Origin of the sequence: Blautia sp. SF-50 (genome assembly GCF_900101315.1) — a bacterium.
GTDB lineage: Bacteria > Bacillota > Clostridia > Lachnospirales > Lachnospiraceae > Blautia_A > Blautia_A fusiformis.
The window spans coordinates 1-15,502 of the sequence record NZ_FMUW01000033.1 but is presented as its reverse complement, the minus strand read 5'-3'; the positions used below and the strand labels follow the sequence as shown (position 1 = coordinate 15,502).

The 15,502-nt window shown below is 42.2% G+C and carries 13 protein-coding genes; 12 read left to right on the top strand and 1 reads right to left on the bottom strand.

The genetic code is table 11. From position 1 onward, the window contains the following. Positions 1-12 precede the first annotated feature (12 nt). Positions 13-1,749 carry an ABC transporter ATP-binding protein gene (locus tag BLP57_RS14840; protein WP_092072833.1) on the top strand — a complete coding sequence of 579 codons (1,737 nt, stop codon included), beginning with the start codon at positions 13-15 and terminating at the stop codon, positions 1,747-1,749. 11 nt (positions 1,750-1,760) lie between these two features. Further along, positions 1,761-2,132, top strand: a complete 372-nt coding sequence (locus tag BLP57_RS14835; RefSeq protein WP_092072830.1) for a metal-dependent transcriptional regulator — start codon at positions 1,761-1,763, stop codon at positions 2,130-2,132. A gap of 317 nt (positions 2,133-2,449) precedes the next feature. Here BLP57_RS14835 and BLP57_RS14830 read toward each other — a convergent pair whose 3' ends face one another. Continuing rightward, positions 2,450-2,806, bottom strand: coding sequence for a helix-turn-helix domain-containing protein (locus tag BLP57_RS14830; protein WP_092072827.1), 357 nt, complete (start codon positions 2,804-2,806; stop codon positions 2,450-2,452). Between the two features lie 171 nt (positions 2,807-2,977). On the opposite strand from BLP57_RS14830, the gene BLP57_RS14825 reads away from it, so the two are divergent. The 10 genes from BLP57_RS14825 (at position 2,978) to BLP57_RS14775 (ending at position 15,296) form a co-directional block, all read left to right on the top strand. Beyond that, positions 2,978-3,181: a DNA-binding protein gene (locus tag BLP57_RS14825; protein WP_092072824.1), complete on the top strand. Its 204-nt coding sequence runs from the start codon at positions 2,978-2,980 to the stop codon at positions 3,179-3,181. After that, complete coding sequence (locus BLP57_RS14820) at positions 3,159-3,842, top strand: response regulator transcription factor (protein ID WP_031476721.1); 684 nt, start codon at positions 3,159-3,161, stop codon at positions 3,840-3,842. The genes BLP57_RS14825 and BLP57_RS14820 overlap by 23 nt, the downstream gene beginning before the upstream one ends. Before the next feature lie 9 nt (positions 3,843-3,851). Next, entirely contained in the window at positions 3,852-5,087 is a 1,236-nt protein-coding gene (locus tag BLP57_RS14815) for a sensor histidine kinase (protein ID WP_055066044.1), read from the top strand. Positions 5,088-5,149: 62 nt separating this feature from the next. Next, positions 5,150-5,833 (top strand): ABC transporter ATP-binding protein, encoded by a 684-nt coding sequence (locus BLP57_RS14810; RefSeq protein ID WP_092072821.1) that lies wholly within the window; start codon positions 5,150-5,152, stop codon positions 5,831-5,833. Beyond that, the gene (locus tag BLP57_RS14805; RefSeq protein ID WP_092072818.1) at positions 5,830-8,163 is read left to right on the top strand and encodes an FtsX-like permease family protein; all 2,334 of its coding nucleotides are present in this window, start codon (positions 5,830-5,832) and stop codon (positions 8,161-8,163) included. The genes BLP57_RS14810 and BLP57_RS14805 overlap by 4 nt, the downstream gene beginning before the upstream one ends. 221 nt (positions 8,164-8,384) lie before the next feature. After that, positions 8,385-8,804: a winged helix-turn-helix domain-containing protein gene (locus tag BLP57_RS14795; protein WP_015524608.1), complete on the top strand. Its 420-nt coding sequence runs from the start codon at positions 8,385-8,387 to the stop codon at positions 8,802-8,804. Between the two features lie 652 nt (positions 8,805-9,456). Beyond that, positions 9,457-11,559, top strand: a complete 2,103-nt coding sequence (locus BLP57_RS14790; RefSeq protein ID WP_062807811.1) for a penicillin-binding transpeptidase domain-containing protein — start codon at positions 9,457-9,459, stop codon at positions 11,557-11,559. 40 nt (positions 11,560-11,599) lie between these two features. Beyond that, positions 11,600-12,757: a DUF6070 family protein gene (locus BLP57_RS14785; protein ID WP_062807810.1), complete on the top strand. Its 1,158-nt coding sequence runs from the start codon at positions 11,600-11,602 to the stop codon at positions 12,755-12,757. Then, positions 12,744-13,964 (top strand): DUF6070 family protein, encoded by a 1,221-nt coding sequence (locus BLP57_RS14780; RefSeq protein WP_092072815.1) that lies wholly within the window; start codon positions 12,744-12,746, stop codon positions 13,962-13,964. Before BLP57_RS14785 ends, BLP57_RS14780 begins: the two co-directional genes overlap by 14 nt. Positions 13,965-14,072: 108 nt before the next feature. Then, entirely contained in the window at positions 14,073-15,296 is a 1,224-nt protein-coding gene (locus BLP57_RS14775) for an IS256 family transposase (protein WP_412661224.1), read from the top strand. The last annotated feature ends 206 nt before the right edge of the window (positions 15,297-15,502 follow it).

Below are 15,502 nucleotides of genomic sequence, written 5' to 3'. Positions count from 1 at the left end.
GGGTGTTGTCAGATGTATGGAACATTGAAAAAAATATTTGCTTTTGCAGGCAGCAAAAAGGGTCTTCTAAAAAAATCCCTGTTATTCTCATTCCTGTCCGGGCTGTTTTCAGCCATGCAGTTTGCCGCCCTCTTTGTAGTGATCGGCGCGTTAGTATCTGACAACCGGGACGGAAAGTTTATCTGCATTTCGCTGGGAATTATGGCCGTTTCCCTCATTGGGCGTATCATCACGACCTATTTCTCCACGATGGAGCAGACGGAAACCGGCTATTGCATGGTGGCGGAAAAGCGTATCCACATCGGAGATCGGCTGCGCTACATCCCGATGGGCTACTTCAACAAGAATAGTATCGGGAATATTACCGCCATTGTCACAACAACTTTGGGTGATGTAGAGAACTCAGCAGCCCGTGTCCTGGTGTCAGTGCTGGGCGGTTTTTTCAACTCGGTTGCCCTCGTCATCGTCCTGTTGGTATTTGACTGGCGGATCGGTCTTGTGGCCGCTGCCGGTGTCCTGATTTACCTTGCGGCGGCGGAACTGGCTCTTCGCAAATCTGCCGCGCTCAGCGGGGTACGCCAGCACACACAGGAGTCCCTTGTAGAGTCCGTGTTGGAGTACATTCAGGGCATGGGGATTGTTAAAGCATTTGGTCTTGAACGGGACAGCACGCAGTCTATCGGCAGTGCAATTAAGGCGAGCTGCCGGGATAACCTGAAATTGACAAAGGCCAGCGTTCCCTATGACGCTATCAAACAGGCTGTTGTCCGAGTGTTCAGCGTCCTGTTGCTTTTGGCCTCGGTCTGGTTCTGGCTGGACGGCTCCCTGTCGCTGGCCTACGGTCTGATTTTGGTGATTGCTTCTTTCATGGTGTTCAACGATTTGGAGAACGCCGGGAATATGGCCTCTTTGCTGCAAATGCTGGCGGCCTCGATGGATACGGCAAACTCCATTGATGACACGCCGGTGATGGACGAGAAAGGCGCTGACATTACGCCGAAGTCCAACGAGATCGTGTTTGACAAGGTGGATTTTTCCTACGCAGACCGTAAGATATTAGATCAGGTCAGCTTTACCATTCCCGAAAAAACGACTACGGCCATTGTCGGCCCTTCCGGGGCAGGAAAGACAACGATGTGCAACCTGATTGCCCGTTTTTGGGATGTGAATGCCGGGAAGATTACCATAGGCGGTACGGATGTACGAGATTTCAAGCTGGACAGCCTGATGAAGAATATCTCGATGGTGTTCCAGAGCGTGTACCTATTTGCAGATACGATTGAGAACAATATCAAGTTTGGCTGCCCGGATGCTACCCATGAACAAGTGGTTGAAGCGGCGAAGAAGGCTTGCTGCCATGACTTTATTTCTGCCCTGCCGGATGGCTATGACACTGTGATTGGCGAGGGCGGCGGCACTCTGTCCGGCGGCGAGAAACAGCGGATTTCCATCGCCCGCGCCATGCTGAAGGATGCACCCATCATCATTTTGGACGAGGCGACAAGCAGTGTTGACCCGGAGAATGAGGATGAATTGCAGCGGGCTATCGAGGCATTGACCCATGACAAGACCATCATCATGATTGCCCACCGTCTGAAAACCGTCCGCAACGCCGATCAGATCCTTGTACTGGACAACGCTCATATCGTCCAGCGCGGCACTCATGCGGAGCTGATCAAGCAAAAAGGCCTGTATGCCGATTTTGTATCGGCCAGACAGGAGGCCATCGGCTGGAAGCTGGCTCAGTAAAGGAGGTTCAGATGAAACTTCATGCGTCCGGGGAGGACTACCTGGAAATCATCCTTGTTCTCCAAAAGAAACTCGGTATGGTACGCTCCGTAGATGTGGCCCGGCACATGGAGGTGTCAAAGCCCAGCGTGTGCCATGCAGTGGCTACCTTGCGGGATGGCGGCTTTCTCACAATGGACGAAGATCACTTTCTCCATTTGACCGATGTGGGCCGCGAGGTGGCTGAAAGAATCTATGAACGCCACTGTTTCTTTACCGAGCAGCTTATCGCCGCAGGCGTTGACCCCAAAACTGCGGAGGCCGACGCCTGCCGGATTGAACACATTATCAGCGATGAGAGTTTTGACCGGCTGAAAGAGGCAGTCGAACAAGAGCAAGACTAAAACCGAATAAGCCAAGCGATCCTGCCCCGCAAGACGGGGAAAGAAAAAAACCGTTGCAGGGCAGGCAGCTTTGTGCGCCCAAAATGGATTTTCCGGGTACTGCGGCGGTTTTGAGTAACATCAAGGCCGCCGTTCCTTATGCGCCGCCTCCGTTCTTCATAAGGGTTTGGGACTATCCAAACAAGCAATTTTGAATTTTCGGGTAAGGGACCTGAGAATCTCAAAATTTGCAAGCGGGTACTCGCTTGCTGTGCTTGCCTCTTTTCTCCGAAAATGAAAAGAACCAGTGAGAGAATCGTTAAATTTCACTCATTGGCTCAATTCGTTTCAAATTTTTCGGACAACTCTGTCAGTTCCCTCACCGTTTCTTGGGTGTGATGCAACAGGGTGTCACGCATTTCTGGCGGACAGCTGGAATAAAGCATTTTCATCTGATTGACACCTTCATCTTCCAGAGAAATATCTGGATTTATAAGCGTATCTAAAGAGATGTGCAGGACCTTTGCCAATGCTCTCAAAATCAAATAAGAAGGATTCATTTTCCCCTTTTCGATATTGGCGATTTGCTTTACAGAAACATGGCTCAGATCCGCAAGCTCCTGTTGTGTCAGGTCTTTTTTCTTTCTGGCTTCCCGCATTTTTTGCCCTAAAGCAGTTAAATCATCAATCGGCATAATCGTTCACCTCAATAATATTGTATCGTTCCGGTTTGATTTGAGGAATAACCTTATCATTCCGGTTTTTCCAGTACGATTATACCGATTTTTCTTTTTTGCAACATGGTTGCAGGCTTGTATTCTTCGAACAATAGAAATATAATGGAATGTATTGCAGGAGGTGCAGAGATGGACTATATGACCCTAAAAGAAGCAAGTGAAAAATGGGGAGTTTCAATTCGGCAGATAAACTATTATTGCGCCGGTGGCCGTATTCCCGGTGCTGTGAAGGTGGCTACAATTTGGCTGCTTCCGAAAGACGCGGAAAAGCCTGTGGATATGAGAACGAAGCAAGGAAAGGAGCAAAAAAATGCAAAAGATACTTTATGTTGAAGATGATTTGAGCCTGATTGATGGATTGCAATATACTTTGGAAGCAAGTGGATATATGGTGGACAATGCCAAAACTGTAAAGGAGGCTTTGGCACTATTCCGAAAGAACACCTATGATTTACTTTTGCTGGATGTTACGCTCCCAGATGGCACAGGCTTCGATGTTTGCAAAGCGGTACGGAACAGCTCAACCGTTCCCATTATATTTTTGACAGCTTCGGATCAGGAAATCAGCATTGTCCGAGGACTTGATATGGGTGCCGACGATTATATCACCAAACCGTTCAAGCTGAATGAACTTCTATCCAGAATTAAGGCAATCCTGCGCCGTTCCTTGCAGTTTTCCAAAGCAGATACCTTTTTGGAAGCTAATGGCGTTCGTGTGGATACGGCAGAGCGGCTCGTCTGGAAAAATGAAAAACCGCTTGATCTCCCATTGGTGGAATACAAATTGCTGTGTCTGTTCATGCAAAATCCCAATCACCTTATGCCGCGCGAAATGATTCTGGATCGGATGTGGGATGGCAACGGTAATTTTGTGGACGATAATACTCTATCTGTGTATATCCGGCGGCTGAGAAACAAAATTGAGGACACACCCAATCAGCCTAAATACTTGCTGACGGAACGAGGTATCGGCTATAAATGGGTCGTTGAGTGAGGACAAGGTATGGGCAAATTAGGGAAAGAAACAAAGAATCTACTGTTGGCAATCACCGTCATCTGCCTTATTTCATTTCTACTTGCCGCAGGACTTTCGTTTTTACTTGCAAAGGACTTCCAACATGAGATGTTGCTCCATGACTATGGTGTTTCCGGCTACCAGCTGAACCATGAGGATAAATTGCAGATTTCAGCTTTTACTGCTCACCCCAACGAAAGCGATATAGAACGAGGCAAAGAAGCGCTGGCCTCTATTGGATACAGTGAAGCAACATCTATGCAGCTATTGCCCACTGTTCGGGAATATCGCAATCAGACGATGCTGTATCTATTCTTGCTGCTGTTGTTTCTGTTCGGTATGGTATATCTGGTTCTGCTGTTTTATCTGCGACGCCAGCATAGAGCTATTGATGATGCAGGAAGTAAGATTCGAGAATTTTTGGATGGCAATTCTATGTCCAGAATTGAATGTTCCCAAACCGGTGATTGGTATAGCCTTTTCCATGATGTCAATGAAATGGCGACTATTCTCTCCGCCCATGCAGAGAGCCAGAAGCAGACAAAGGAGTTCTTACAGGACATCATTTCGGATGTATCACATCAGATTAAAACGCCGCTATCTGCTTTGAAAATGTACCATGAAATCATAAGCAGTCATAAAGGAGAAGCCGAAACGGTGGCGAACTTTTCGGAAAAATCTCAACGAGAGATTAAGCGAATGGAGAACGTTATTTATACACTGCTCAAACTGGCGCGCCTGGATGCGGGAATTATACAGATGGAAAAAGCAGAAGAAAATGTTTCCGCTCTCATGCAAGATGTTTTGGAACGATTTGAAACATGGGCAGAACAGGATCACAAAGAGATCACCCTTTCGGGTAAGGATGATATTTCTCTTAATTGCGATGCACTATGGATGTCGGAGGCGATTGGAAATATCGTCAAAAATGCTTTGGAACACACACAACCGGGCGGTCACATTTCGGTGCAATGGACACAATCACCCCTGTTGACTCAGATCGTCATTACAGACGATGGCAAAGGTATCCACCAAGAGGACTTATACAACATTTTCAAACGCTTTTACCGCAGCCGCTTTTCGTCAGATGTGCATGGGATAGGATTGGGCTTACCGCTGGCTAAATCTATTGTGGAGGCACATGGGGGAACTATTTCTGTAACCAGCACACTCGATGTTGGAACTACCTTCACATTGAACTTTTTCAGCCTTACAAATGAGTAAGATGCAGGTCACTTGGAAGTAAGCCGAAGGGGGTATGATGTGACCATAAGGAGGTACTGCGTATGAATATTCTTGAAGTACAGGACTTGTGCAAAACCTATGGAAAAGGTGAAGCAGCGGTTCAAGCGTTGCGTCATGCAACATTTTCGGTTCGCAAAGGTGAATTTATTGCCATTATTGGTGAATCCGGCTCCGGCAAAAGTACGTTGCTGAATGTTGTGGGTGCTCTGGACAAAGCCACTTCCGGCAAGGTCTGGATCGACGGTCAGGATATTTTCTCAATGCCGGAGAAAAAACTGACCGTGTTCCGGCGGCAACACATCGGTTTTATCTTTCAGTCATTTAATCTGATCCCGGAACTGAATGTAGAACAGAACATCACTTTTCCGTTGCTGCTTGACTACAAGCGGCCAGACCAGAGGTTTGTCAACGAGCTGCTGAATGTTTTGGGACTGACCGAACGCCGTCATCATCTTCCCAGTCAGCTCTCCGGTGGCCAGCAACAGCGTGTCGCTATCGGCAGGGCTTTGGTTACACGACCTGCACTGATTTTGGCGGACGAGCCGACCGGCAATCTGGACAGTAAAAATAGTCAGGAAGTCTTGGCTCTCCTGCAAACCATGTCGGCCAAGTACCAGCAAACCATTTTGATGATTACCCACAACAAAAATCATGCAAGTGCGGCAGACCGCATTTTCAATATGTCTGATGGTGTGCTGAAGGAGTTGGGGGTGAGCCGGAAATGAAACACTACCTCGACTTGGTTTCTATCTCCAACAAGGTTCACCGCAGGCAAAGCCGCATGACACGCATTTGCATTGTGCTGGCGGTTTTCCTGGTTGCAGTCATGTTTGGACTGGCCGATATGTATTTGAAAAGCATGACGGATGAAACCCGGCATCAAACTGGAGATTGGCATTGTAAAATCACAGCTATTGACGAAAAAACATCCGAATATATTGCTGCCCGCCCTGAAATAGACTTGTCTGGCTGGCAAGGCAACATTCCCGCAGAAATCGGCTGCACAGTGGCAGACCAGCCCGTTTCTGTTGCAGGGATGGACGAGACAATATTTTCTGAAATTTATTTAGGTTCTGTCCTTTCAGGTGAGTTCCCTGAGATAGCTGGACAGGTAGCTGTTTCATCTACATTAGCACAAACAGCAGGAATTTCGTTGGGAGATACTCTTACTTTGAACTCTCCTGATGGGAGTACAATGCAACTGGCGATTACGGGAATTATGGATGATGATGCCGCCAATATGATCTCGGGAAGTGCCAGTGCAGTCCTTTTGACACCTGAAGGGCTGTCAAGCATTCAAACTGCGGATCTAAGCGGCAACTGGCAGTATGTCGTTCGGTTCTCACTGCTCACTAATGTTGGTTCCAGCATTGCTGATATTCAGCAGCAAAACGGCATATCTGATGCACAAATCACCCAAAATGAAGAACTGCTCAGTATGCTCGGGCAGCTGCCGGGTTCCAATATGTCGCAGATATACACAATGGCATTTCTGCTTTCTTTGGTGGTAATGGGAACTTGTGTTATGATGATTTCCAGTAGTTTGAATAGTAATGTCAGCCAGCGCATGGAGTTTTTCGGTTTACTGCGCTGTTTGGGAGCCACTCGTCGCCAAGTATTGCGCTTTGTGCGCCGTGAGGCTTTACAGTGGTGCATTACCGCCATACCCATTGGTATCGGGTTAAGTATCGTGGTGGTTTGGGGACTGTGTGCAGTCATGCGGCAGCTCAGCACTGTATGGTTTGGTTATATGCCTATCTTTGGCATTAGCTGGCTAAGCATTGGTGTGAGCATTGTATTGGGACTTATTACCGTTCTATTGGCGGCTCGGACCCCCGCAAAAATGGCAGCAAAGGTTTCACCATTGGAGGCTGTCACAGGCAATACACAGCAGGAATCCTCGTTCCGCCATGCGGCAAACACTCGGCGGTGGCATGTAGAGGTAGCACTTGGTATCCATCATGCCAAGGCCAAACGGCGCAGCTATATTCTGATGACAGGTGCATTTGCAATCTGCATCACCTTGTTTTTAGGGTTCTGTACGCTGGTTCCCTTTATGGAAAACGCATTTATGCCGAAAGAATGGTCGCCCGAGCTTTCCATTGTCAGTGACACAAATACTTGTTCCATTCCGGCGGATCGAAGGGATGCCGTAGTACAAAATTCCGCTGTTAGTCGAGTGTTTGGCAGAATGTTTGCTTATGATGTTCCTGCCCAAATTAGCGGCGCAATCCATAACAGCAATCTAATCTCCTATGAAGAAAATCAGTTCCGCTGGGCGCAAGATCAACTAATTGCAGGTTCTATAGATACTGTAACGAACACGCCAGGACAGGTCTTGTTTGTGGCAAACACAGGAACAGAAGTGCAGGTGGGAGATACCATTACACTGACAATAAACGGGAAGGATCAAACAGTTACGGTAGGGGGTGTTTTGTCTGACAGCCTATTGGCTCGTGCAGAGGGAACGGAAACACTGATCTGCTCCGAGGAAACTTTTTCGCAGCTGACGGGTGAGACTGGGTATACTATCCTAGATGTCCAGTTCCGCTTTGGTTCTGATGAAGAAGATGTTGCCGAGGTTGAAGCATTGTTCGGTGAAGGAGTCACTTTCACTGATGTCTTAATCCAAGCACAGCAACAACGTGGCCTTTATTATGCTTTTGCAACATTGGTATATGGTTTCCTGTCAATCATTGTAGCCATTACGATTTTCCATATTATGAATACCATCAGCATGGGAGTTTCCGCCCGAACTCGCCAATATGGAGTAATGCGTGCCATTGGCATGAGTAATCAACAGCTTACACGCATGATTTCTGCGGAAGCTGCCTCGTATGCCATAAGTGGTGTCATATTGGGATGTATTTTCGGATTGCTGTTTCATTGGTTCCTGTACTCCAGCCTTATCACTCGCACATTCGGAAATCCCTGGAGTGTTCCGTGGCTGGAATTGTGCTTGATCATAGGCGTGATTCTCGCAACCACGGCGCTGGCTGTACGAGGCCCAGCAAGAAGATTACACGCTATGTCGATTCTGGAGCTGATGAAGTAGTCACTTTGCTTGAAACAACCGGAACTTATAGTGACACAATTACACTTCCTGATGGCGGAAATTATGTCGGCATTGAGTGTGAGGAATTTACTGGAAACATTGAATTGAATATTGAATAATCTTTAGCTGTGTGATGGTAAAAGAAAAATGTCACAGTACGGCAGATTTGTTTTAGTTAAAAGTTTATGCATAAAAAATAAAGTAGGTGATTACATGGGAAAATGTTAATACTGACATTTGAAGATAGTGAGGAAGAAATCCTGAATCATATAATATCCTGTGTCAATACGGGAGCAAGAGCATTTCAAGTAATTGAAAATGCAAAAACAAATTTGAGTTATGGAGATATTGTTATTTTGTTGGATAAAAGAGAATTATTTCGAAAGCAGGAAAAAATAGATTTATCTTTTATAGAGTTTGAAATTTTGCATTTATTAATGCGAAGTCCTGGAAGAGTGTTTAGTAAAGAACAAATATATGATATAATCTGGAATGAACCCTATTCGGGTGATTACAATGTTGTTATGCGACATATCTGCAACATTAGAGAAAAGATAGAAGATGATCCTGGACATCCGGTATATATACAAACGGTGCGCGGTGTAGGATATCGGTTTAACGGAAATTTAGGCAGCGAGTGAAATCGCTGCCTATTATTATTGGTTTTACAAAGAAGGAAGTTTGTTATGAGAAGATCTTTGTATTTCAGGAGCATCCTGTTTGAGATATTTGGACAGGTTTTGATGTATCAATTCCAACTCTTTTATTTCTTGCTTAAAAGAAACGTATTGAGTATTTAGTGATAGTAAACAGATTTGCGTTATTATCAGGGATTGTAGGGAGATTCCGAAGAGCTTTTGTTCAGATGATGAAACAATAGGATTGGTACAGGAAATATATGGAACAAAAGTTAATAAAGGGATTTGTTGCGTTTTCTGCTATAATAATCTGCCAGCAAAGAATGTGTTGTCTGAATATGTTTGTGATTATAAGAAACGAGCAGGGTTATTTCAAAGATCAGCAGATTTAGAGTAGTTCTTTTTTTTCTGAGAGAAAATTAAAAATCGTTTTTGGTTCTTCTGGAGAGTGATTATAGCGTTTGGGAAACATCCGGAGAAACCATTACCTCAGAGTGTCGTAAAGTTCTTTATCAAAGAAGGCTTTGAGATGCCCTTTCTTTTTTATGCAAATCTTTTCTCTTGTCTACATATATAAACCTAAGAAAAAGCTTGACGTTTAAATATTACAAGTGTAATATTTAAGAAAATATGAAAAAAGGAGAAATAAAACTATATGAGAAAAAAGAAAAGAAAAAAACACACGAAGATTATTACAAAAATAGTTTTATTTAGCGGTATATTGATTGGTGGTGGAATCGGTATTGTAACAATAATGAATTGTAATGTTCCTGAAAAAAGACTAATGGAATATATGAAATATATTGAAAAAGGGGAATATGAGCAAATGTATGCCATGCTGGATCAGAAAAAAAGCAGCATGAACAGTAAGGAAGAATTTATAGAACGAAATTCTAAAATATATGAAGGCATTGAGATGTCTGATCTGTCCATAACCGATATTACAGTAAAAAGACAAGAAAACGGAAATGCGGCAGTTTCCTATACAACAAATATGCAGACTGCTGCAGGAAATGTAGAATTTACCAACGATGCGGTATTTTCACATGATTGGACAGGATATCATTTAATCTGGCAGGATCAGTTGATTTTTCCAGAGTTATCTGCAACGGATAAAGTTCAGGTAACGTCAGAAGAGGCAAAGAGAGGAGATATTTTAGACAGAAATGGTCGTCAGTTGGCTGGAGAGGGAACTGCATCTTCGGTAGGAATTGTTCCGGGCAGGATGGAGAACAGAGAAGATACAATAAAAAAACTGGCAGAGTATCTTGGAATTGGAGCAGACGAAATTGAGGATAAGTTAAAAGCCGGTTGGGTAAAAGCAGATTCTTTTGTACCAGTAGCAACAATTCCTAAAATACAAGAGGTCGATCTTTTGACAGTGAATCCGGATAAAACTGTTCTGGAAGAAAAAGAAAAGCAGGACACATTATTGAAGATTCCAGGTATTATGTTATCTGATGTAAAAGTACGAACTTATTATCTAAAAGAAGCTGCCTCTCATCTGGTAGGGTATGTACAGGCGGTTACAGCCGAAGATTTGCAGGAACATAAAGGGGAAGGGTATCGTACAAACAGTGTGATTGGAAAGACTGGACTGGAAACGCTTTATGAAAAAGAACTAAAAGGAACAGATGGGTGTGAAATCTGTATTGTAGATGCAAATGGAAATAAAAAAAGTGTTATTGCATATGAGCCTAGAAAAGATGGAGAAGATATCCATACTACGATTGATGGTGATCTTCAAAGTACTCTTTATGAACAATTTAAAGAAGACAGAGGATGTTCTGTAGCTTTGAATCCTTATACAGGGGAAGTATTGGCGTTGGTAAGTACGCCATCTTATGATAATAATGATTTTGTACGTGGAATGGACAACAGCCAGTGGAGTGCATTAAATGAAAATGAAGACAGGCCTTTATACAACCGCTTTCGCCAGACATGGTGTCCTGGCTCAACTTTTAAACCTGTAATTGCTGCAATTGGATTAAAAGTGGGGGCATTTACTGCAAATGACGATTTTGGAAATGAGGGTCTGGCGTGGCAGAAAGATTCCTCGTGGGGAGATTATACAGTGACTACACTTCATGATTATGAACCTGTGATCTTGAAAAATGCGCTTATTTATTCAGATAATATTTATTTTGCAAAAGCAGCATTAAAAATTGGTGCGGATCAACTGATGCAGTCTCTAAATCAAATAGGATTTAATCAGGAACTTCCATTTGATATTAAAATGTCAGAGTCCCAATATTCTAATATGGACAAGATAGAAACAGAAATCCAGCTTGCTGACAGTGGGTATGGCCAGGGACAGATTCTGGTAAATCCTTTGCATCTTGCAAGCATTTATACGGCTTTTCTAAATGATGGAAATATGATAAAGCCATATCTTCACGCGGATGGTGGAAGCACTTCCAGTGAAATCTGGATAAAAGATGCTTTTTCACCACAAATTGTTTCGGAGGTTATGGAGGGGTTAGAGGGTGTAGTGAATAACCCGGAAGGAACTGGTTATGGAGCATGCCGGGAAGACATTAGATTAGCAGGAAAAACCGGAACAGCGGAACTGAAAGCTACAAAAGAAGATACATCTGGAACAGAAATTGGCTGGTTTACAGTTTTTACTACAGATAGAGATACAAAGAATCCTATTTTGCTCATCAGTATGGTAGAGAATGTGAAAGATATTGGAGGAAGCGGTTATGTGGTGGAAAAGGATAAGGCGATACTGGATGAATATCTTGGTAATGAATAATTTTTACCTTTAAATATTACAAATGTAAGAGGAAAATGATATGAAAAAAATTTGGAAAATATTTGTGGGAGTTATTTTTCTTGCTGTCTGTAGTGGATGTGGCATAAAGAAAGAGCAGAAAAAGACAATTGAAGATACGAAAGAAAAAATTTACAGAGAGTGTGAAATGCTAGCAGAAGGCTATCGGAACATATATGAGAATGCTGTGAAAGAAAATGCACTATATGAGCTGAGTACAATACAAAAAAGTATGGATTATTTTGGAAAATATGGATATGCAGTAATTGATTCCTACAATCAGCTGGATATGGTTCAAAGTATTAAAGTAGATGATTTTTTGAAAAAAGCAGAAAAAGAGAAGAATGGAAAAACTACTATATTTCAAGTTATAGCAGGGGATCATTTTATCCGGTATGATCTGAAAACCAAACAGGGGAAAATAGACGTTGAAGTAAGCTCTTTTAAATGGAAAGAGGACACTTGGCAGGAAACATATTATCATGAGTTTAGAGCTAATTCATGGAAATATACAGAAAACGGGCATTTCTTTATAGAAGAATATCATCCGGCAGGATATGATGGACCGTCTGGATATCGGGACTTTCGGGTAGCACCGTTAAATAAAAAATGTCGGGAGTTGAATCGAAAATATATACTTCCTTTTGGATATACACTTAATAAATTGTTTACTTCTAATTGGAGTGAAAAAAATTATGATGGAATAAATTTTTATGATGTTTTTGATCGTTTACTTTCAATGGAAGAAAAAACTGATGAATTTAAGGAAGGAAAGACTTATGAAATCCCAAAAGAATCATTTGAAACGATATTTCAAAAATATTTTAATATAAGCGCAGAGATACTGCAGACAGGAACGGTATTTCACACAGAAATACAGACATATCGGTATCGAACCAGAGGAATCGTATATGATTTTGCTCCCACACCATATATTCCATATCCGGAAGTTGTTTCCTACATAGAAAATCAAGATGGAACAATAACACTGGAAGTAAATGCGGTATGGCCACAAAAAGAATTAGATCAGGCGTTTTGTCATAGCGTAACCATTCGGCTGTTAGATAAAGATAGATTTCAATATGTATCCAATTATGTATCAAGGTCAGAAATAGAGGTTACCTGGTATACAGAAAGATTATCAGACGAAAAGTGGGAGGAATGTTATGGAGATAATTGATATGATTACAAAAAGAAAACTGAAAAAGATGATGAGCGTTTTATTTATTTCGGGATGCTTTTTCATAGGAAATACAAAATGTAAAGGGGCTGATTTAGAATATATTTCACAGGAAACTGCGAATTATGCTGTACAAGAAAGAGGATATGATTTGCCAGTAGATGAAGTCGTGAAAGAAGAAGCTATTGAAGATTGTAAGAATGTTATGAATCAGATGAAAGTCATTTATCAAAAGGCGGATAAAGGGACTTCATCGAATATAGTAGTTTCTGAGACAGTAATGGAAGAAATGCAGGAAGTATTAAAGGAAAAAAATGTCCCCGTTATTACATCAGCACCGTATTCAAATATGGCTAATTATTCTAAAATGGAAGAATTTCTTTTCAGGGCAGAACAGGATCTGACAGGAGATATCGTCTTATATAGGATTAACAGGGATGGTGGGATAGAAAGACTCAAATTCAATTATGATGGGACAGATATGTATTTGCTGGCTGTGAAAGCTGTTTGGGGTATGAACGACAATCCATCTATTGTATATGTTTCGTATACAAGGATAGAAGAATGGAAATATACAGAAAAAGGCTGGTTTGGTTATACGCTATGCGTTCCAAAGTATCCGGAAGTATCAGAAGCGGTTGATGGCAGTTCTATGATAAGAATTAAACCTTTAAGTGATGAATGCAGGGAAGTTTCAAAGAGGTGTGTGTATTTGCTTGGATATCAGGGGAATAATCTTTTATGTTCTGATTGGGATAGATCTGATATGGAAGGGTTAGATTATAATGGTTTATATGAATATTTATATCGAATGAAATACGGGGAGAGATATGAGTTTTCAGGTAACTCAAGTGGAATTCCGGCAGAAGAGTTTGAAAATCTGATAATGGAGTTTTTGCCGATAACAGCAGATCAAATTAAAAAATGGGCAGTATTTGATTCGGAACATCAAACTTATGACTGGGAACGATTAGGCTGTTTAAATTATAGCCCTACTTATTTTGGAACATCTTTACCGGAGGTCGTTGAAATAAGAGATAGCGGAGAGGGAAACAGTGTGTTGGTTGTTGATGCTGTATGTGATACATTTATATGTAATGATGCCGTTATTACAAGTGAGCTGACTGTTAAGTTCAACGATGATAAGAGTTTTAAATATATGGGGAATAAAATTCTGAATAATGGTACGAAAGAAGTTCCCAAATGAGACTGTAATTAATTCTGTGTAAATTCTAAAAGAGCTATATATCCTCTTGGATTGATGTTAAAATAAATATCAATTCAGGAGGATTTTTTTATGGCACGAAGAAGAAAAATGGATCCGGAACGCAAAGCGTTCATCAGTAGCTTGTTGGAACACTATCAACCAAAGGATGCCCAGGACGTCCAGGACATGCTGAAAGACCTGCTAGGCGAAACGCTGCAAGGTATGTTAGAAGCTGAAATGGATGATCACCTTGGATATTCCAAGTATGACTACAAGAACAAAGAGACAGACGATAGCCGTAATGGTTATAGTCCTAAAACAGTCACCTCTTCAATGGGAACGATCGATCTGGATATACCACGAGATCGAAAGGGAGATTTTGAACCGCAGATTGTGAAAAAGAATCAGACAGATATCTCAAACATTGAAGATCAGGTACTCTCTATGTATGCAAAAGGAATGACGACAAGGGATATCTCCGCTCATCTCAAAGATGTTTATGGTGTGGATGCATCAGCAGAAATGATATCACATATGACAGATCGAATCCTTCCTATCGCAAAAGAATGGCAAAATCGGCCGCTGGAAAGAAAATATGCCATTGTTTTTATGGATGCGGTACATTTCCATGTTCGAGAAGACAATCGAACGGTAAAAAAAGCTGTTTACGTTGCTATAGGTGTTAAACTGAATGGAAAACGTGAGGTTCTCGGCATGTGGGTAGGAGGAAATGAAAGTGCGAAATACTGGTTGTCCGTTCTCAACGAGATAAAAAACAGAGGTGTGGAAGATATCATGATCGTATCCGTAGATGGATTGACCGGATTCGGGGATGCCATCCATGCAGTATTCCCACAGGCGGAGATCCAGAGGTGTATTGTGCATCAGATTCGTTATTCTACAAAATTTATCTCTTACAAAGATTTAAAGCCATTTATGGCGGATTTAAAGCTGGTTTACAAAGCTGATACAGAAGATCTTGCGCTCACAGCCTTGGAAGATCTGGAAGAAAAATGGGGCAAAAAATACCCTGCTTCCATTGGATCTTGGAGAAATAACTGGACACAATTATCCACTTATTTTAAATATCCATCTGAGATACGTAAATTAATATACACTACAAATTCTATCGAAAATTTTAACCGCCAGCTACGCAAGGTTACGAAATCCAAGACTATTTTTCCGACCGATGATGCACTTTTCAAGATGCTCTATCTGGCAATGATGGATGCTACAAAAAAATGGACCGGAAAGGCTTGGGACTGGGGTCTGACACTGGATCAGTTATGCATCTATTTTGGGGATCGGATCCAGCCAGAGGATATCGATTAAGCACAGATTCAATCGCATATCAAGGGTAAATAAACGCCCGATTTTCTCGGGCGCCCTTGACATGCAATAGAATCCATGCTACTAAATAAACAACAGGCTGAACAGCAAAGTATGCCATTCAGCCCATCACATTATATTTTTGTATTCTATAAACCTATGATTTTATCATCAATCTGAGAGGTTTACACAGAATAATTTACACTACC